Annotated in this window: 23 protein-coding genes; 7 read left to right on the top strand and 16 right to left on the bottom strand. The window is 63.2% G+C overall.

All coding sequences use genetic code 11. The features are described from left to right. Window positions 1–179: 179 nt before the first annotated feature. From era to folK, 10 genes are all read right to left on the bottom strand, one after another. Entirely contained in the window at window positions 180–1,085 is a 906-nt protein-coding gene (gene era / locus R0J92_RS13725) for a GTPase Era (RefSeq protein ID WP_411052060.1), read from the bottom strand. Beyond that, entirely contained in the window at window positions 1,082–1,768 is a 687-nt protein-coding gene (gene rnc, locus R0J92_RS13720) for a ribonuclease III (RefSeq protein WP_411052059.1), read from the bottom strand. The genes era and rnc overlap by 4 nt, the downstream gene beginning before the upstream one ends. A 281-nt stretch (window positions 1,769–2,049) precedes the next feature. Next, on the bottom strand, window positions 2,050–2,886 hold the full coding sequence (gene lepB / locus R0J92_RS13715) for a signal peptidase I (protein ID WP_106164264.1): 837 nt from the start codon (window positions 2,884–2,886) through the stop codon (window positions 2,050–2,052). A 202-nt stretch (window positions 2,887–3,088) separates the two neighbouring features. Next, a complete protein-coding gene (gene acpS / locus R0J92_RS13710; RefSeq protein ID WP_106164263.1) occupies window positions 3,089–3,502 on the bottom strand; it encodes a holo-ACP synthase in 414 nt (137 codons plus the stop codon). Between the two features lie 19 nt (window positions 3,503–3,521). Next, window positions 3,522–3,959 carry an ABZJ_00895 family protein gene (locus tag R0J92_RS13705; protein WP_317385249.1) on the bottom strand — a complete coding sequence of 146 codons (438 nt, stop codon included), beginning with the start codon at window positions 3,957–3,959 and terminating at the stop codon, window positions 3,522–3,524. Then, entirely contained in the window at window positions 3,956–4,714 is a 759-nt protein-coding gene (locus R0J92_RS13700; protein ID WP_411052058.1) for a pyridoxine 5'-phosphate synthase, read from the bottom strand. The genes R0J92_RS13705 and R0J92_RS13700 overlap by 4 nt, the downstream gene beginning before the upstream one ends. 178 nt (window positions 4,715–4,892) lie before the next feature. Further along, window positions 4,893–5,597, bottom strand: a complete 705-nt coding sequence (locus R0J92_RS13695; RefSeq protein ID WP_317385247.1) for a DUF2062 domain-containing protein — start codon at window positions 5,595–5,597, stop codon at window positions 4,893–4,895. 31 nt (window positions 5,598–5,628) lie between these two features. Next, window positions 5,629–7,761, bottom strand: coding sequence for a RelA/SpoT family protein (locus R0J92_RS13690; protein ID WP_106164259.1), 2,133 nt, complete (start codon window positions 7,759–7,761; stop codon window positions 5,629–5,631). A gap of 36 nt (window positions 7,762–7,797) precedes the next feature. Beyond that, window positions 7,798–8,151: a DNA-directed RNA polymerase subunit omega gene (gene rpoZ / locus R0J92_RS13685; protein WP_106164258.1), complete on the bottom strand. Its 354-nt coding sequence runs from the start codon at window positions 8,149–8,151 to the stop codon at window positions 7,798–7,800. A gap of 110 nt (window positions 8,152–8,261) precedes the next feature. Next, a complete protein-coding gene (gene folK, locus R0J92_RS13680) occupies window positions 8,262–8,831 on the bottom strand; it encodes a 2-amino-4-hydroxy-6-hydroxymethyldihydropteridine diphosphokinase (protein WP_411052057.1) in 570 nt (189 codons plus the stop codon). A 136-nt stretch (window positions 8,832–8,967) separates the two neighbouring features. Here folK and R0J92_RS13675 point away from each other — a divergent pair, with 136 nt between their 5' ends. From R0J92_RS13675 to R0J92_RS13645, 7 genes are all read left to right on the top strand, one after another. Then, window positions 8,968–9,540, top strand: a complete 573-nt coding sequence (locus R0J92_RS13675) for an NYN domain-containing protein (protein ID WP_106164256.1) — start codon at window positions 8,968–8,970, stop codon at window positions 9,538–9,540. 167 nt (window positions 9,541–9,707) lie between these two features. Beyond that, window positions 9,708–10,658 (top strand): 4-hydroxy-3-methylbut-2-enyl diphosphate reductase, encoded by a 951-nt coding sequence (ispH, locus tag R0J92_RS13670; protein ID WP_411052056.1) that lies wholly within the window; start codon window positions 9,708–9,710, stop codon window positions 10,656–10,658. Between the two features lie 139 nt (window positions 10,659–10,797). Then, window positions 10,798–11,415 (top strand): LysE family translocator, encoded by a 618-nt coding sequence (locus R0J92_RS13665; RefSeq protein WP_411052055.1) that lies wholly within the window; start codon window positions 10,798–10,800, stop codon window positions 11,413–11,415. After that, entirely contained in the window at window positions 11,415–11,873 is a 459-nt protein-coding gene (locus tag R0J92_RS13660; protein ID WP_411052054.1) for a DUF3429 domain-containing protein, read from the top strand. The genes R0J92_RS13665 and R0J92_RS13660 overlap by 1 nt, the downstream gene beginning before the upstream one ends. Further along, window positions 11,870–12,469, top strand: a complete 600-nt coding sequence (locus R0J92_RS13655; protein WP_411052053.1) for a class I SAM-dependent methyltransferase — start codon at window positions 11,870–11,872, stop codon at window positions 12,467–12,469. The genes R0J92_RS13660 and R0J92_RS13655 overlap by 4 nt, the downstream gene beginning before the upstream one ends. Continuing rightward, entirely contained in the window at window positions 12,462–12,920 is a 459-nt protein-coding gene (gene rnhA / locus R0J92_RS13650) for a ribonuclease HI (protein WP_106164251.1), read from the top strand. Before R0J92_RS13655 ends, rnhA begins: the two co-directional genes overlap by 8 nt. A 43-nt stretch (window positions 12,921–12,963) precedes the next feature. Beyond that, a complete protein-coding gene (locus R0J92_RS13645) occupies window positions 12,964–13,587 on the top strand; it encodes a trimeric intracellular cation channel family protein (protein ID WP_317385242.1) in 624 nt (207 codons plus the stop codon). A 164-nt stretch (window positions 13,588–13,751) separates the two neighbouring features. On the opposite strand, the gene R0J92_RS13640 is transcribed toward R0J92_RS13645, so the two are convergent. From R0J92_RS13640 to def (R0J92_RS13615), 6 genes are all read right to left on the bottom strand, one after another. Then, the gene (locus R0J92_RS13640) at window positions 13,752–13,988 is read right to left on the bottom strand and encodes a GlsB/YeaQ/YmgE family stress response membrane protein (RefSeq protein WP_411052052.1); all 237 of its coding nucleotides are present in this window, start codon (window positions 13,986–13,988) and stop codon (window positions 13,752–13,754) included. Between the two features lie 31 nt (window positions 13,989–14,019). Then, complete coding sequence (locus R0J92_RS13635; RefSeq protein WP_106164248.1) at window positions 14,020–14,256, bottom strand: hypothetical protein; 237 nt, start codon at window positions 14,254–14,256, stop codon at window positions 14,020–14,022. Then, complete coding sequence (gene fmt, locus R0J92_RS13630) at window positions 14,253–15,179, bottom strand: methionyl-tRNA formyltransferase (RefSeq protein WP_411052051.1); 927 nt, start codon at window positions 15,177–15,179, stop codon at window positions 14,253–14,255. Before fmt ends, R0J92_RS13635 begins: the two co-directional genes overlap by 4 nt. 165 nt (window positions 15,180–15,344) lie before the next feature. Beyond that, entirely contained in the window at window positions 15,345–15,842 is a 498-nt protein-coding gene (gene def / locus R0J92_RS13625) for a peptide deformylase (RefSeq protein ID WP_106164246.1), read from the bottom strand. Continuing rightward, a complete protein-coding gene (gene def / locus R0J92_RS13620; protein ID WP_411052050.1) occupies window positions 15,839–16,348 on the bottom strand; it encodes a peptide deformylase in 510 nt (169 codons plus the stop codon). Before def (R0J92_RS13620) ends, def (R0J92_RS13625) begins: the two co-directional genes overlap by 4 nt. After that, window positions 16,345–16,869 carry a peptide deformylase gene (gene def, locus R0J92_RS13615; protein ID WP_106164309.1) on the bottom strand — a complete coding sequence of 175 codons (525 nt, stop codon included), beginning with the start codon at window positions 16,867–16,869 and terminating at the stop codon, window positions 16,345–16,347. Before def (R0J92_RS13615) ends, def (R0J92_RS13620) begins: the two co-directional genes overlap by 4 nt. Between the last annotated feature and the right edge of the window lie 60 nt (window positions 16,870–16,929).

Below are 16,929 nucleotides of genomic sequence, written 5' to 3'. Positions count from 1 at the left end.
TGGACGCCTCCGGCAGTATTTAGGGAAAGATGGCGGCGCGGCGCAAGGGGCGCGGAGGCTCCGCCGGAGGCAACGGGAGGAGCCTCCGGCGGGGATATTTTCGAGAAGATGAAAGGCTTTTCGCGCCCGCGCCGGGCGACGGGATTGCAGCGCGGCAGTCAGGTTGCGTCAGCGCGGGGTCAGTTGCCGTCCTTGAACTCCAGGCCCATTTCCGAATAGCGCTCGGATTCCTCGAGCCAGTTGGGCCGCACCTTGATCTGCAGAAACAGGTGGATCTTGCGGTCGAGGAATTCCTCCAGCTCGGCGCGGGCGGCCTGCCCCACCGCCTTGATGGTCTCGCCGCGCTTGCCGAGCACGATGCCCTTGTGGCCGTCGCGCACCACATAGACGATCTGGTCGATGCGGGCGGAGCCATCCTTGCGCTCCTCCCATTTCTCGGTCTCGACGGTGAGCTGATAAGGCAGCTCCTGATGCAGCCGCAGGGTCAGTTTCTCGCGGGTCATCTCGGCAGCGATCATGCGCAGCGGCAGGTCGGCAATCTGATCCTCGGGGTAGAGCCAGGGGCCTTCGGGGACTTCCTGGGCCAACCATTTGCGCAGATCTTCGGTGCCATAGCCCTTTTCCGCGGAGATCATGAAGGTCTCGGCAAAGGCAAAGCGGTCGTTGAGATCCCTGGTCAGACCCAGCAGCACGTCCGACTGCACCCGGTCGATCTTGTTGATCGCCAGCGCCACGCGGCGGCCCTCACCCACTTCGGCGAGGTTCTCCAGGATGCGCTCGACGCCTTCGGTAACGCCGCGATGAGCCTCGATGAGCAGCACGATCACATCGGCATCCGCAGCCCCGCCCCAGGCGGCGGCGACCATGGCGCGGTCAAGGCGGCGGCGCGGCTGGAACAGGCCCGGCGTGTCGACAAACACCAGCTGGCTGTCGCCTTCCATGGCCACGCCCCGGATGCGGGCGCGGGTGGTCTGCACCTTGTGGGTGACGATGGAGACCTTGGCCCCCACCATGCGGTTGAGAAGCGTGGACTTGCCCGCATTGGGCTCGCCGATCAGGGCGATGAAGCCCGCGCGTGTACTCATGACTTTTGCTCCAGCTTGGTCAGCAGCGCCTTGGCTGCAGCCTGTTCCGCCAGCCGTTTCGATCCGGCGGTGGCCTGTTCCTCGGTGCCGTCCTGCAAGCGGGCGGCAATGGTAAAGACGGGTTCGTGGTCGGGCCCGCTGCGCGCGACCAGCACATAGGCGGGGGGCGGCTGCCGGCGGGCCTGGACATATTCCTGCAGCGAGGTCTTGGGATCGCGGGCGTCTTCGTCCACGGTACCGACGCGCTTGCCCCAAAGCCGCAGGATCACCGCTTGTGCTGCCTCAAAGCCCGCGTCCTTGTAGACGGCGGCGATCACCGCCTCCATCGCATCGCCCAGCAGCGCCTGTTTGCGCCGCCCGCCCGAGAGCATCTCGGAACGGCCCAGTTTCAGCACCGCACCGATGTCGATCTCGCGGGCCACATCGGCGCAGGCTTCCTTGCGCACCAAGGCGTTGAAACGGGGCGCCAGCTGACCTTCGGTGGCCTGCCGGTCATGATCCAGCAATGCCGTGGCCATCACCAGACCCAGCACCCGGTCGCCCAGAAACTCCAGCCGTTGATTGTCCTGCCGGTTCGGCGATGAGACAGACGAATGGGTCAGTGCCCGGATCAGCAGTTCGGGGTCGGCGAAATCATGGCCGAGCCGTTCCTGAAAGGCATGGATATCCTTGGATAGCTTCACGTGTGGTCCTCAAACTCTGGGGGCAGCGGCTGCCCCGACGGGATCGTTCCTTATCCCAGCGCCGCAGAATAGGAAAGCGCCCCCGGCGGGCTGTTTCCCTGCTTTTGATGACAAACAGGCCCGGCGATGTCCGAGGGTCGCATATGCGGGTCCCGTTTGACTAGCATGACGTGCGGCCGCGACAAAGCGACATCGCCGAGGCGTGGCAGGGACGGCCCCGAACGGCACGAGGCCGCGGAGATACACCGCGGCCTCGTCGAAGTGGTCAGATCTCAGTGTGCTCAGTTGACAGCCTTGAAGAACCGGTCACTGCGCCACGTCCAGAAAAACAGCATCGACCGCCCGGCGGAGGAGAACATGATACGGTCCGCACGACCGATCAGGTTTTCAAAGGGCACATAGCCGACGCCGCCCACGGCCTGTGGCACGCGGCTGTCGGTGGAGTTGTCACGGTTGTCACCCATGAAGAAGAAGTGCCCCTCGGGCACATGATAGACCTTGGTGTGGTCGCTGGACTGATTGCCGATATTGATGATCGCGTGGGAAGTGCCGCCCGGCAGCGTTTCGATCTGACGGGACTTCTTGCAGACGCCGCCCTGCCCCACCGGATCATTCTCGCAGCGCGGGAAATTGCCCTGCGGGCCCTGACGCTCCATCGCTTCCTCGAAGTCGCCATCGTCCATCAGCCCGACAGCGGCGCCATTGATGTGCAGCACGCCGTCCTTCATCTGCAGCTTGTCACCGGGAAGGCCGACGAGGCGCTTGATGTAGTCGGTGCGGTTCACTGGATGGCGGAAGACCACCACATCACCGCGCTCCGGCTCGCCCCCAAGGATACGGCTGTTGTCACCATCAAGAAAGCCACAGATATCCTGCGCGTCGATATTGAGGCCGACCGCCCCGAGACGGATCGAGGGGCAGGAGGCGTAGGAATAGCCATAGGCCATCTTGTTCACGAACAGAAAATCGCCAACCAGCAGCGTTTCCTTCATCGAGCCGGAGGGAATCCAGAAGGGTTGAAAGAACAGGGTGCGGAAGACACCGGCAATCAACAGCGCGTAGACAATTGTCTTGATCGTCTCGAGGATTGAATTCCCGGCAGTGGTTTTCGACGCCATCAGGCTCTCCGGTCTTTTGTGGGCGGGTCGGGGCGTACATGCGGGCAGGCCCGGCGCAAGTCAAGCGATGCCGTCGGGACGGGCCAGATGTGGCTCAGCTGTGGGCACTCTGCCGCAGGTATTGCGGCTTGCCTGCGCGTTGGCCCGCCGCGCGCCTTCGCGGTCAACGGGATGAAACCGAGGCGGAGGTGCAGCCGGGCGCTCACTCCGAGGCCGCGACCACCAGACGGGCCTCAATCAGGACAAAGGCCTGTGCCCAGGGGTGATCATCGGTCAGCGTGACGTGGATGATCGCCTCATGTCCCGCCGGGGTCAGCGCAGCCAGACGATCTGCCGCCCAGCCGGTCACATGCATCACCGGCTGCCCGGTCGAGAGGTTGGAAACCGCCATGTCTTTCCAGGCGATCCCCATGCGCAGGCCGGTGCCCAAGGCCTTTGAACAGGCTTCCTTGGCAGCCCAGCGTTTGGCGTAGGTGCCCGCAACATCGCGCCGTCTTTCGGATTTTGCCTGTTCCACATCGGTAAAGACCCGATTGCGGAACCGGTCCCCGAAACGGTCCAGCGTGCGCTGGATGCGGTCGATGTTTGCCAGATCGGTGCCGATTCCCAAGATCATCCTCGCCACCAACCGGGCCTCAGCCCCGGCCCTCCTGGCGGTCACGGGTCCGCAGCACGGATTTCGCACCGCTGGCCAGAAAGAACCGAACCAACAAGAACGACATAACCGTCTGGAACAGAAGCGCCCCGGCCACGAACAGCGCACCATAGGGTTGCGACACCATGTACTGCAGCTCGGGAAGCGCCAGACTGAAGGCGACAGCCGAGAGCAGGATCAGCCCCAGAATGACAACCGAGGCGCGGCGGGCAAAGCCCCACATCTCGGATGTGTCAGGCATGCGGTTCTCGGCTTTGGCAAAAGCCTGCCCCTCGACCATCGAGGCCCCCATGGCCGGGATCAACGCCATACCGGCATTGGTGATGTCGAAATCGGCGAGGATCTGCACCAGAGCGCTGACGATGATGATCGCAACGATGATCGCAAGATAAACTAGGGTGAAGCGGCGCAGCTTCATGCGACATCTCCGCGACGGGCCGCATCCATCAGGCGGCGCATTTCCTGCACGGCCGGGGTGAGGCCGCGAAACACCGCCTCGCCGATCAGGAAATGGCCGATGTTCAGCTCAACCACCTCGGGGAAGGCGGCGACGGGCGCGACCGTTTCATAGGTCAGACCATGGCCCGCGTGCACCTCGAGCCCCAGCGCATGGGCAAAGGTGGCCATGTCGCGCAGCCGGTCCAGCTCCGCGTCGCGGGCGGCGAAATCCCCCTCGGCGTGGTGGTCGCAATAGGCGCCGGTGTGCAGCTCGATCACCTCAGCGCCGATGCGATGGGCGGCCTCGATCTGGGCCGGATCGGCGGCGATGAAGATCGACACCCGGCAGCCCGCATCGCGCAGGGGTGCGATGAAATGGGCCAGCTTGTTTTCTTCACGGGCGACTTCCAGCCCCCCTTCGGTGGTGCGTTCCTCGCGCTTTTCCGGCACGATGCAAACCGCGTGGGGTTTGTGACGCAGGGCGATCTTCTGCATCTCATCCGTCGCGGCCATCTCAAAATTGAGCGGTACGGTCAGGGCCGCCATCAACCCGTCGATATCGGCGTCGGTGATGTGGCGGCGATCTTCGCGCAGATGGGCGGTGATGCCGTCGGCGCCCGCCTCCTCGGCCAGTTTCGCGGCACGGATCGGGTCCGGATAGGCCCCACCACGCGCGTTGCGGACGGTGGCCACGTGATCGATATTCACGCCGAGGCGCAAGTCATTCTGGGACATGAGACGGTCTCTTTGTCATTGGAGGTCTTTTGCCCGAGAGCCTAGCTGGCAGGTTCGCAGAGGCAAGGACCAACGCCCCGAGTGATACAATTCTTCGCACGGCGTCTGCCTCCCCCTCACCCTGATCCGTGGTCTCTTGTGGCCAACGAGACAGGCCCTATCGCCACCCTGGAGAGGTTTATTCAGGTCGCCCGACCTTGGGGCTGCGGCCAGGCGGAGGGGTCCCGCTTGGCGCATGGGGGCTGTTCACGGCCTCCAGCTCGGCACGTTTCTTGATCGCGTCGAACTTGGCCTTGATCTTGCGGCGACGACGCAACTGATAGGTCCGGATCACCGGGACGGAGAGGATATAGCCCACGGTCGCGACAATGACCCCAGGAAGCAACCCGCCAATCATATAGGGATAAAACACCTCATCATAGAAGATCACCAGCCCGGTCCAGTCCGTCGGCGTGCCGGTCGCATAGGCGTAGACGTTGTACCAAAGGTCCCATCCAGCGGCGAGAAACTTGTCCGTCAGCGTCGCGTCCACCTCGGCCACCGGCTGGCTGCCCAGCAACCAATGCCCGGTCTGCAGAGAGATCACGCCGATCGGCACATAGGTCAGCGGATTGCCGAAAAAGGTCGCCGAAAGTGCCGCAAGAAGATTGCCATTCATCACCCGCGCGATGAGGGCAGCCACGAAAAAATGCACACCGTAAAAGGGCGTAAAAGTGGTAAAAAGCCCAGCCCAGATACCGCGCGCGATACGCTCCGGGTTGTCCGGAAGACGGCGCACCCGGTGTTTGACATAAAGAAACGCCCTGCCCCAGCCTCCGCGAGGCCAGAGAAACTCCGCAACCGCCCTGAGCGGCGGGCGTCTGTCTCGGCGCCTGAATACCAAAGGATCATCCCTATTCTTCGTACGGAAGAGGCTAGATCGTACGGTGTTGCGCTCCAGGCCGCTCCCGGTAGCGCGCGACCGCGGCGACGTGGCTCTCTGCTTCCAGCGTCAGTATCAACGAATGCAGCTGCTCCACATCACGCAATTCCACATTGATCATCAAGCGGTAAAAGTCTGGTTTCCGATCCTTGAATTCAAGGTTGGAAATATTCGCCTTCTTCTCGCCAATCAACGTGCAGATCCGCCCCAAAACGCCGGCGTCATTGCCGATCGTCAGTTCCAGGGTCACACTGTAGACTGCCGGATGGGTGCCGGAGTGCCAGTGCACGTCGACCCAGCGGTCCATCTGGTCCTCGAACTCGCCCAAGCGGTCGCAATCTGCGGTGTGCACAACCACGCCGTGCCCCCGCGAGGTGATGCCGATGATACGTTCGCCCGGCAATGGTTCGCAACAGGCGGCGCGCTCGAACTTCTGCCCCGGTTCCAGGCCGATCACCGCGCGGCGTGGCGATACTTCGTCGCCGTCCTTGGCGGTCAGCTCCGGGTAAACGGCCTGAACAACATCATGGGCGGTGATCACCGCGGCCCCGAGCCGGGCCAGCAGCTCGGTCACATCGCTGACACGCAGGGCGCGGGCGGCGGTTTCCAGCGCTTTGTCGGTGGCTTTCTTGTTCACATGCTCAAAGGCGGAGCGTGCAAGTTCGTGGCCCAGTTTCACAAAACGTTCGCGGTCTGCCTCGCGCAGGGCGCGGCGAATGGCGGTGCGCGCTTTGCCGGTGGTGGCGATCTCCAGCCAGCTCACCTGCGGGGTCTGACCCTCGGCGGTGATCACCTCGACCGACTGACCATTGCGCAGCCGGGTCCAGAGCGGCACCCGGATGCCGTCCACCTTGCCACCAACACAGGCATGGCCGATGCGGGTGTGGATGGCATAGGCAAAATCGATCGGGGTGGCGCCCTTGGGCAGCTTGATCACATCGCCCTTGGGCGTGAAGCAGAACACCTGGTCCGAATACATCTCCAGCTTGACCGCTTCGAGGAATTCGTCGTGGTCATCCTCACCGTCAAACTGCTCGGTCAGGGAGGCGATCCACTTGGCCGGATCCACGGCAAAGGGGTTTTCGGTGCGCACACCGTCGCGATAGGACCAATGCGCCGCGACGCCCGACTCGGCGACGTCATGCATCTGGCGGGTGCGGATCTGCACCTCCACCCGCTTGCCGTCACGCCCCGACACGGTTGTGTGGATCGAGCGGTAGCCGTTGGATTTCGGCTGGCTTATATAATCCTTGAACCGCCCCGGCACCGCCCGCCAGCGCTGGTGGATGGTGCCCAGCGTGCGATAGCAGTCTTCTTCGGTGCGGGTGATGACGCGAAAGCCGTAGATATCGGACAGGCGCGAAAACCCCTGATCCTTTTCCTGCATCTTGCGCCAGATCGAATAGGGTTTCTTGGCGCGGCCAAAAACCTCGGCCTCGATGCCGGCCTTTTCCAACTCGCCGCGCATGTCTCCGGTGATGCGGTGAATCACGTCGCCGGTTTCGCGCTGCAAGGTGACAAAGCGGCGGATAATCGACTGGCGCCCCTCCGGGTTCAGCACCTTGAAGGCCAGATCTTCCAGTTCCTCGCGCATCCACTGCATCCCCATGCGCCCCGCCAGCGGCGCGTAGATGTCCATGGTTTCGCGCGCCTTCTGGGCCTGTTTCTCAGGCCGCATGGCGCGGATGGTGCGCATATTGTGCAGACGGTCGGCCAGTTTGACCAGAATCACCCGCAGGTCCTTCGACATCGCCATGAACAGCTTGCGGAAGTTTTCCGCCTGCTTGGTCTCGCGAGAGGACAGCTGCAGGTTGGTCAGCTTGGTGACCCCATCGACCAGCATCGCCACCTCCTCGCCAAAACGCGCGGCGACCACTTCGTAAGAGGCCTTGGTGTCTTCGATGGTGTCGTGCAGGAGGGCCGTGATAATCGTCGCATCATCCAGCCGCTGTTCCGTGAGGATGGCGGCGACGGCAACGGGATGGGTGAAATAGGCCTCACCCGAATGACGAAACTGGCCGCCGTGCATCTCCTCGCCAAAGGCGTAGGCATCACGCAGCCGTGCTTCATTTGTCTTGGGGTTGTAGTCGCGGACCAGGGAAATCAGGTCATCAGCAGATGTCATTGCCGGTCCGCAACCTCTCTTTTCATGCAGCCTGGATCAGCCTTGACCCTGGGCCTCCATCAGGGCGCGCAGGAGCTTCTCTTCGCTCATGTCGTCTTCCTGAGGTTTGTCGGCTTCACCACCCATCAGCAGCGCCATGGAATCTTCTTCCGGCTCGTCGACCTCGATCTGAGACTGGTTGCTCTCGATCAGGCGTTCGCGCAGGGCGTCGGCGCTCTGGGTTTCATCGGCGATCTCACGCAGGGACACGACCGGGTTCTTGTCGTTGTCGCGGTCAACGGTGAGTTCGGAGCCAGCAGAGATCTCGCGCGCACGATGTGCGGCCAGCATCACCAGCTCAAATCGGTTGGGAACTTTGTCAACGCAGTCTTCAACCGTCACGCGGGCCATGGGCGACTCTCCAATATAGTTCTGGGTCCAGAGAGAGTGCTTCTAGGATGAATCACGGGACTTGACAAGTCGAGACATATCACAATCGCAGGAAAACCCCTGCAACCGCTTTAGAGAGCCGCAACCTCGGCCCGCTCCGTGGCCGGACATGCGGCCAGCATCTGCCCGACGCTCAGCCCGAGAGCCGGGTGAACCCAGTCGCGCGCCACATCCGCCAGCGGCACCAATACAAAGGCACGGTCCTGGATGCGCGGATGCGGTAGAATCAACTGGTCCGGACTGTCCTTGCGCTGTCGCTCGGCTGGCAGGGTTTGCCAATATTCAAAGGTTTCCCGATCAGGACGCATCTGCTGATCGACCGCCAGCAGATCGAGATCAAGCGTCCTCATGCCCCAACGCTCCGTACGGGTGCGTCGAAAGTGAGCCTCGATACGGTGCAGCGCAGCCAGCGCATCACTGGCAGAAAGATCGCCAGTCAGGACCACAGCCGCGTTCACATAGTCCGGCCCGGCCCCTGCCGGAAAGCAAGGCGTGGCAAAAAACCGTGAAATCGCCGAGAGCTCAAACCCTTCTTTACGAAACTCGGTCAAGCATGTTTGCATGGTCGCGAGGGGGGTCGTTCCCTCGTTTTCCAGATTGCTTCCGAGCGCAACGAGAAAGGTTGACCGATTTTCGGTCATGCTTGACCCCAATTCCCAAAGACCTGACACTTGCGGGGAGTGCCAAATAAACTAGATTAAGTCCACCCGCGGATCCGGACATTTATTAAACTCACTCACGGAATTCGGTCCCCGCGACACCAGAAGGACACATTTAATGTTTTACAAGGACGAACGGCTTGCGCTGTTCATAGATGGCTCGAATTTATATGCCTCCGCCAAGGCATTGGGATTTGACATCGACTACAAGCTTCTGCGCCAGGAATTTATGCGGCGCGGCAAACTTGTACGGGCTTTCTATTACACAGCGCTGCTGGAAAACGACGAATACTCGCCCATCAGGCCATTGGTGGACTGGCTGCACTATAATGGCTTCAGCATGGTGACCAAGCCTGCCAAGGAGTACACGGACAGCATGGGTCGCCGGAAGGTGAAAGGGAACATGGATATCGAACTTGCTGTCGATGCCATGGAGCTTGCACCGCGCGTGGATCATATCGTGCTGTTTTCGGGAGACGGTGACTTCCGCCCTCTGATCGCCAGCCTGCAACGTCAGGGCGTCCGCGTGTCGGTTGTCTCGACGATCCGCAGCCAGCCTCCGATGATCTCCGACGAACTGCGCCGTCAGGCCGACAACTTCATCGAACTCGAAGAACTGCGCGATGTCATCGGGCGGCCACCGCGCGACGTCCCGAGCGAACCGCGCACGCCGCCTGCCGAGACCGACTGACGCCAAAACACTCAGGCAACCACTCACGATAGGACCACCCGGTGTGACATAGGCGCCGGGTGGTTTCTTTTGCGCACCACTGTTCGCCCGGCACTGGACCTCGGGCGGTACAGGCCTTACCTCTGGGGCACATCCTGACCACCCTCGATCTCCGGGACCGCGCACTGATGACCACGAAACCAGCTCTCACCCTCTATCTCGCGGCGCCCCGCGGGTTCTGTGCCGGCGTCGACCGCGCGATCAAGATCGTGGAGATGGCGTTGGAAAAATGGGGCGCACCGGTCTATGTGCGCCACGAGATCGTACACAACAAATTTGTCGTCGATGGGCTGCGCGAAAAAGGCGCGGTGTTTGTCGAGGAGCTGGAAGAATGCCCCGATGACCGGCCGGTGATCTTTTCCGCCCATGGGGTGCCGAAATCGGTGCCCGCCGCTGCCCAGGCCCGCGAGATGGTCTTTGTCGATGCCACCTGCCCGCTGGTCTCAAAGGTGCATATCGAAGCGCAGCGCCATGCCGAGGCCGGATTGCAGATGATCATGATCGGCCACAAGGGCCATCCGGAGACCGTCGGCACCATGGGGCAACTGCCTGAGGGCGAGGTCCTGCTGGTCGAAACCGTGGCGGATGTGGCCGATGTGACGGTGCGCGACCCGGAGCGGCTGGCTTTTGTCACCCAGACCACCCTGTCGGTGGATGACACCAAGGATATCGTCGCGGCCCTACAGGCGCGGTTCCCGGCCATCATCGGCCCGCACAAGGAAGACATCTGCTACGCCACCACCAACCGTCAGGAAGCGGTCAAGGCGGTGGCCCCGAAATCCGACGCCCTCCTGGTGGTCGGCGCGCCCAATTCCTCCAATTCGCGCCGTCTGGTCGAGGTGGGCGCCAAGAATGGCTGCAGCTACGCGCAGCTGGTGCAGCGGGCCGAGAACATCGACTGGCGTGCGCTGGAGGGCATTCGCTCGGTGGCGATCACCGCCGGGGCCTCGGCGCCGGAACTCCTGGTGAACGAGGTCATCGACGCCTTCCGTGCCCGCTATGATGTCACCGTGGAACTGGTGGAGACGGCGGTGGAAAAGGTCGAATTCAAGGTACCGCGCGTGCTGCGCAGCGCCTGAAGACGACCCGCGTGCCGCCGGGTGCCGTCACCCCTACCCCGCCTTGCACGCAGCAGCGGCTTGCGCTCCGCGGCGGCGTGACTACCTTGGAGAGGCATTCCATCCTGCATGTTCATGCCTGTCACAAGGAACCGATCCATTGATTTCCCTGCAGTTTCTTCTCACCGCCTTTGTTGTCGTCCTCGCGCCGGGCACAGGTGTCATCTACACGCTGGCGCTTGGCCTCGGACGCGGACGGCGCGCGGCGATCTGGGCCGCGCTTGGCTGCACCGTCGGCATACTGCCGCATCTCGCCGCCGCCACGCTGGGGTTGGCGGCAGTGCTGCACTCCTCGGCGCTGCTGTTTCAGGGCGTGAAGATCGCCGGTGTGGTCTACCTGCTTTACCTCGCGTGGCAGATGCTGAAGTCCGATGGCGCGCTGTCGGTTTCAGCCGCAAAGCCTGATCCGCAGCCCGGCCTGACCATCGCCAAGCGCGGGGCGCTGATCAATATCCTGAACCCGAAGCTGTCGATCTTCTTCCTCGCACTGATGCCGCCGTTCCTGTCCGGATCTGCCGCCAGTGCAACGCAGGAAATGGTGCTGCTGGGCGCGGTGTTCATGGCGCTGACCTTTGCGGTTTTTGTCCTATACGGGCTGTTTGCGGCGCAGGCGCGCCGGTTGATCCTCGGCTCTGAACGGGTGGTCACATGGCTCAACCGCAGCTTCGCGGCGATCTTTGCCGCGCTTGCCCTGCGGCTGGCGATGGAGCGCGCCTGATGTTGCGTGGCATTCCGACCGCCCCGCTGCTCCTCGGCCTTGCCGGGGTGATCCCCTTTGTCTGGGGCGCGCTGACGGTGCTGGTGCCGGCCCTGCAGAGCTGGGGGATCGGCGCTCTGGGATCGCGGTTTGTCGGCCCCTATGTGCAGTTGTTCTACGGTTCGGTGATCCTCAGCTTCATGTCCGGGGTGCTCTGGGGCTATGCCACCCGCGCCTCCGGGCGGCTGCAATCGGCGGCCTGTTACGCCCTGTCGGTGATCCCGGCGCTCTGGGCGTTTTTCATGACCGGCGGCGGGCCGGTCAGCGCTGGCATGAACCTGATCTGGGGCTTTCTCGGCCTGTTGCTGCTGGACATGATGTTCAGTCTCTGGCGGCTGACACCCAGCTGGTGGATGCGCCTGCGGGTGCTGTTGACCGGCATCGTTGTCATCTCGTTGTCTGTCGGGGTGTTCTTGTGAGCGATGAAGAAACCATGGCAGTCTATGCCCAAGCGGCGGAAGACTACGGCAAGGGCTTTGCCCGTGCGAAGGACACGTTTCACGAGCCCGACTATGCGGCCTTTGTGGCAGGCCTCCCCGAGGGCGGCACGGTGCTGGATCTGGGCTGCGGCCCCGGCCATTGGGCGGCGCGGTTTCGCGACGATGGCTATCGGGTCACCGCCGTAGACGCCTCACCCGAGATGGCGGCCTATGCAAAGGAGACCTTTGGCATCGAGGTCAGCATCGCGGAATTCGAAGATATCGAAATCGACGCGATGTTTGACGGCATCTGGGCCTTCTTCAGCCTGCTGCACGCGCCACGCAACGATTTCCCCGGCCATCTGCTGCGCCTGCACCGCGCGCTGGTGCCCGGGGGGCAGCTGAGCCTTGGCATGAAACTCGGCGAAGGCGAAGGCCGCGACACGCTGGGCCGGTTCTATTCCTATTACGGCGAGGAGGAGCTGACCGGCCTTCTGGGCGCTGCGGGCTACACCGTGCTGAGCACGCGACGCGCAAATGGCAAAGGATTGGCTGGCGCTGCGGAGACCTTTGTCGTAGTGACCGCGCATGCCTGATTTATATGCCTATACCGACGGAGCCTGCTCCGGAAATCCCGGCCCCGGCGGCTGGGGCGCCCTGTTGCGTGCCATGGATGGTGCGACCATCGTCAAGGAACGCGAATTGCAGGGCGGCGAGAAAGACACCACCAACAACCGGATGGAGCTGCTGGCCGCGATCCATGCGCTGGAAAGCCTGGCGCGCCCGTCGAAAATCACCGTGGTCACCGACTCCGCCTATGTGAAGAACGGTGTCACGGGCTGGATCTTCGGCTGGAAAAGGAACGGCTGGAAGACCGCTGCCAAGAAGCCGGTGAAGAATGTCGAGCTGTGGCAGCGTCTGGACGCAGCACAGGCCCGCCATGACGTGACCTGGGAATGGGTCAAGGGCCACGCGGGCCATCCCGAGAACGAACGCGCCGACGAGCTGGCCCGCGCTGGCATGGCACCGTTCAAGAAAGGCGGCTGAAACACTCGTCGCCTTTTGTCACGCGCGGTAGGGAGGCTGCGGCATGACCATCCTGACATTGCTGGATTACGCCGCGGCCATCGTTTTTGCCGCATCCGGCGCCATGGTGGCAAGCCGGGCGCAGCTGGACATCGTCGGCTTTGCCTTCATCGCCTGCCTGACGGCGGTGGGCGGCGGCACCGTGCGTGACGTGCTGCTGGACCGTAACCCGGTGTTCTGGATGGGTGATCCGATGCCGATCCTGCTGGCCACCGGGGTGGCGGTGCTGGTGTTCTTCACCGCGCATCTGGTGGAAAGCCGCCTGCGCTGGGTGGTCTGGCTCGACACATTTGCGCTGGCGATCGCGGTGCCTGCAGGCGCCGGGGCGGCGATGGAACTGGGGCACGGGCCGGTGATCGTGGTGTTGATGGGCATGGCGACCGGCAGCCTTGGCGGTTTGATGCGCGATGTGGTCTGCAACGAGGTGCCCTTGGTGCTGACGCAGGGTGAGCTCTATATTTCCTGCGCCATGGCCGGAGCGATCACCGCGGTGGTTATGGTCTGGTTTGGCCTGCCAGCGGGACCGGCCCTGCTGGGCTGCGCCGGGGTCACCTGGGTGACCCGTGCCGGCTCCCTGGCCTTTGGCTGGCATCTGCCGGTCTATCGCCCGCGCCCGCCTCGAAGCTGAACAAAACGTCAGGGAACTCTCCCGCCAGAGCTTTGCGCCCCTGTGGGACGCGCGCAATGTTGGGCCGAGCGCGGTGGCGCGCCCAAAGGGCGCGCCACCGCGCGGGTCGCTTCGGGCTCTGCCCGAAGCGAAACACCTGCCACACTTGGGCCTTGCCCCGCTTACTACTTATTCTGGATCTTCTGCCACAGCAGGATCAGCACCACCGCGCCGAGGATTGCGCCGACCAAGCCGGCCAGCATGCCCATCACCGCAAGAAGCGCGCGCAGCACCAGACCGCCGATCAACGCCCCGGCAATGCCGATGGCGATAGTGGTGATGAGATCCGCTTCGATCCGCATGATCCGCGTGGCGATCAACCCCGCCGCCGCACCGATGATGATCAGGAACACAACCGACATTCTTGTCTCTCTTTCTGCCCCGTCAAAAGGCCTAGCGCCGCCAGTGGAACGGCACGATGATGAGCGCGCCGATCGAGGACAGGATGGCGTTCCAGCCCGGCGCGTTGAAACCGATACCGAACATCAGCCGCAGAAAGAAGAACAGGAAGGCGCCGCCGACGCAGATGATGATCGATTGCACTACCCCGTTGTGGGTGAAGCCGCTGCGTTCGGACAGGTAGCCGACAATACCCGCGATCACCACGGTGCCAAACAGCGCCAACATCATGTCATCGCCTCCGGCACGGACAGCTCAGAACCGGTCGCAATCGGAAACCCGCGTAAGAAGGTCTCGCGGTCCTGCGCGCCCTTGCCGGCCCGTTGCAGGCGCAGGAGCTCCACTGCGCCACTGCCACAGGCGATAGTCAATGCCTGGTCCAGAACGGCGCCCGGCGCGCCGGATCCCGCGGCCAGACGCGAGGCGAGCACCTTTACCCGCTGGCCGTCGATGTCGCACCATGCGCCGGGAAACGGCGAGAGACCGCGGATCTTGCGGTCGACCTCTTCCGCCGGGGCGCGCCAGTCGATCTGGGCCTCGGCCTTGTCGATCTTGCTGGCGTAGGTGACGCCCTCCGCGGGCTGTGGCTCCGGCGTCAGATCCGGCAAGGCCATGAGAGCCTCCACGATCAGCCCAGCGCCGATTTCGGACAGGCGATCATGGAGTTCGGACGTGACTTCCTCGGCCCCGATCAGGGTCTCCTCGCGCATCAGGACAGGGCCGGTATCCAAGCCAGCCTCCATCTGCATGATGCAGATACCTGTTTCTGCGTCGCCCGCCATGATCGCGCGGTGAATAGGTGCCGCGCCGCGCCACCGCGGCAGCAGGCTGGCGTGAATGTTGAGGCAGCCCCGTTCGGGCGCATCGAGGATGGCCTGCGGCAGGATCAGCCCATAGGCGACCACAACGGCGACGTCAGCCTTGAGCGCTGCAAAGGCCGCCTGTTCTTCGGCGTTTTTGAGCGAGACTGGGTGGCGCACATCAAGCCCCAGCGCCTCGGCCCTTGCGTGTACCGGAGTGGGGCGGTCCTTCTTGCCGCGCCCGGCGGGACGGGGTGGCTGGCAATAGACCGCGGCGATCTCGTGACCTGCGGCCACCAGCGCGTCCAGCACCGGGACCGAAAACTCCGGTGTTCCCATGAAGATAACCCGCATCGCGCTGCCCTTCCTGCCGTGCATTGGTGTTGAGCACAGGCTTAACGCAGGACACGGCACAGGGCCAGAGCGGACGCGCATATGCGCGACAGCATGCGCCTGCCCCTGACGGGTCAGGCTGGGGCCTCCGGCGGAGATATTTACAAAAAGCTGAAAGCCAACAGGTCAGCGCGCCAGTTTGCGCGCCTTCTTGATCAGCATGTCGCGCTTCATCCGGGAGAGATGGTCAAAGTACATCTTGCCGTTCAGATGGTCGATCTGATGCTGCACGGATGTGGCCTCGATTCCGACAAAATCGCGCCGGTCCACCACGCCGTCCTCGTTGAGGAAACGCACGGTGACCGCACGTGGGCGCTGTATCTTGGCCGCCACGCCGGGGAGGTTGGGGCTGGCTTCCTCATGTTCGCGCAGCTCGATCGAGGAATGCAGGATTTCCGGATTGGCCAGCCGTACCACGCGGCCCCGCTGCGTGGAGCCGTCGACCACCGCCAGCCGCAGCATCACGCCGATCTGTGGGGCAGCCAGACCCACACCCGGCATCGCCTCCATCGTGTCGATCATGTCGTCCCAGATCGCGCGGATCTCTTCGGTGATCTCCGGCACCGCGTCGGCGGCGGTGCGCAGGCGTTTGTCGGGCCAAGGCAGGCAGGTACGGATGGTCATGAGCGCGTGTCCTCATCAGGCTGGTACTGTGCGTCTGCCGCCGCGCGGGCCTGAGGCGACAGGTGATCGAAGGTCACACGCCCATCGAGATGGTCGTATTCATGCTGGATGCAGCGGGCGGCGAACCCGTCAAATTCCTGTTCGCAAGGCTGGCGTTCAGCATCCAGCCAACGCACATGCACACGGGTCGGGCGCGATACTTCGGTGGAGACCCCAGGTATCGACAAACAGCCCTCTTCGCCCACAGCCGTCTCTTCCGCGCGCCAAAGGATCTGCGGGTTCATCATCACGACCGGGTTCCGCGCCCCGTCCTTCCAATCCACATCCATCACGAAGAGGCGCTTGAGCACGCCAACCTGCGGCGCCGCCAGGCCCCGGCCCGGCGCGTCATACATCGTCTCCAGCATGTCGGCGATCAGAGTGGTCACATCCTCGTCCGCGTCCACCGGCCTGCAGATCGTCGAAAGACGCCGGTCGGGCCACAGAACGATCGGCAGCAGGCTCATGTATTGCCACGCGCGATTTCGCGCTTCAGCTTCTGCATCTTGCGGGTGATCATCTGGCGTTTCAGCGGCTTGAGATAGTCGATGAACAGCTTGCCCTCGAGATGGTCAATCTCATGCTGCACGCAAGTGGCCCAGAGCCCGTCGAAGGTCTCGCTTTGCAGGTTTCCGTCACGGTCGAGCCATTCCACATCCACCACCTTGGGGCGGGTCACCTCGGCATATTGCTCGGGGATCGACAGGCAGCCTTCCTCGTAGACGTTCTCCTCGTCCGAGGCGGCGATGACGCGCGGGTTGAACATGACGAGGGGGCGCGCGGCGCCGTCCTCTTCCTTCACGCAATCAAGCACGATCAGGCGATCCAGAATGCCGATCTGCGGCGCGGCCAGGCCGATGCCGGGCGCTGCATACATGGTTTCCAGCATGTCGTCGGCCAGCGCGCGCAAATCATCGGACAGGTCCGGCACTTCTGCGGCGGTCTTCTTCAGACGCGGGTCGGGGTGTATCAGGATCGAACGTTTCATGGCCAATGCCTTTAGGCCAATCGCTGCAAACCCGCAATGTCTCTTCGCGGTGGCCGTGAT

The organism is Tritonibacter sp. SIMBA_163, from assembly GCF_046535935.1.
GTDB classification, from domain to species: Bacteria; Pseudomonadota; Alphaproteobacteria; order Rhodobacterales; family Rhodobacteraceae; genus Epibacterium; species Epibacterium scottomollicae.
Note: the sequence above shows the minus strand (reverse complement) of the source record. Positions and strands in the feature narration are given on the sequence as shown.

What these genes read in the sequence shown, in the direction of transcription:
- def (WP_106164309.1), bottom strand. Translation starts at nt 16,869, where the DNA reads ATGAAACGTTCGATCCTGATACACCCCGACCCGCGTCTGAAGAAGACC.
- def (WP_411052050.1), bottom strand. Translation starts at nt 16,348, where the DNA reads ATGAGCCTGCTGCCGATCGTTCTGTGGCCCGACCGGCGTCTTTCGACG.
- R0J92_RS13635 (WP_106164248.1), bottom strand. Translation starts at nt 14,256, where the DNA reads ATGATGTTGGCGCTGTTTGGCACCGTGGTGATCGCGGGTATTGTCGGC.
- R0J92_RS13675 (WP_106164256.1), top strand. Translation starts at nt 8,968, where the DNA reads ATGTTTTACAAGGACGAACGGCTTGCGCTGTTCATAGATGGCTCGAAT.
- folK (WP_411052057.1), bottom strand. Translation starts at nt 8,831, where the DNA reads ATGACCGAAAATCGGTCAACCTTTCTCGTTGCGCTCGGAAGCAATCTG.
- rnhA (WP_106164251.1), top strand. Translation starts at nt 12,462, where the DNA reads ATGCCTGATTTATATGCCTATACCGACGGAGCCTGCTCCGGAAATCCC.
- R0J92_RS13690 (WP_106164259.1), bottom strand. Translation starts at nt 7,761, where the DNA reads ATGACATCTGCTGATGACCTGATTTCCCTGGTCCGCGACTACAACCCC.
- R0J92_RS13700 (WP_411052058.1), bottom strand. Translation starts at nt 4,714, where the DNA reads ATGTCCCAGAATGACTTGCGCCTCGGCGTGAATATCGATCACGTGGCC.
- R0J92_RS13640 (WP_411052052.1), bottom strand. Translation starts at nt 13,988, where the DNA reads ATGTCGGTTGTGTTCCTGATCATCATCGGTGCGGCGGCGGGGTTGATC.
- fmt (WP_411052051.1), bottom strand. Translation starts at nt 15,179, where the DNA reads ATGCGGGTTATCTTCATGGGAACACCGGAGTTTTCGGTCCCGGTGCTG.
- R0J92_RS13705 (WP_317385249.1), bottom strand. Translation starts at nt 3,959, where the DNA reads ATGAAGCTGCGCCGCTTCACCCTAGTTTATCTTGCGATCATCGTTGCG.
- era (WP_411052060.1), bottom strand. Translation starts at nt 1,085, where the DNA reads ATGAGTACACGCGCGGGCTTCATCGCCCTGATCGGCGAGCCCAATGCG.
- lepB (WP_106164264.1), bottom strand. Translation starts at nt 2,886, where the DNA reads ATGGCGTCGAAAACCACTGCCGGGAATTCAATCCTCGAGACGATCAAG.
- def (WP_106164246.1), bottom strand. Translation starts at nt 15,842, where the DNA reads ATGACCATCCGTACCTGCCTGCCTTGGCCCGACAAACGCCTGCGCACC.
- acpS (WP_106164263.1), bottom strand. Translation starts at nt 3,502, where the DNA reads ATGATCTTGGGAATCGGCACCGATCTGGCAAACATCGACCGCATCCAG.
- R0J92_RS13660 (WP_411052054.1), top strand. Translation starts at nt 11,415, where the DNA reads ATGTTGCGTGGCATTCCGACCGCCCCGCTGCTCCTCGGCCTTGCCGGG.
- ispH (WP_411052056.1), top strand. Translation starts at nt 9,708, where the DNA reads ATGACCACGAAACCAGCTCTCACCCTCTATCTCGCGGCGCCCCGCGGG.
- R0J92_RS13645 (WP_317385242.1), top strand. Translation starts at nt 12,964, where the DNA reads ATGACCATCCTGACATTGCTGGATTACGCCGCGGCCATCGTTTTTGCC.
- rpoZ (WP_106164258.1), bottom strand. Translation starts at nt 8,151, where the DNA reads ATGGCCCGCGTGACGGTTGAAGACTGCGTTGACAAAGTTCCCAACCGA.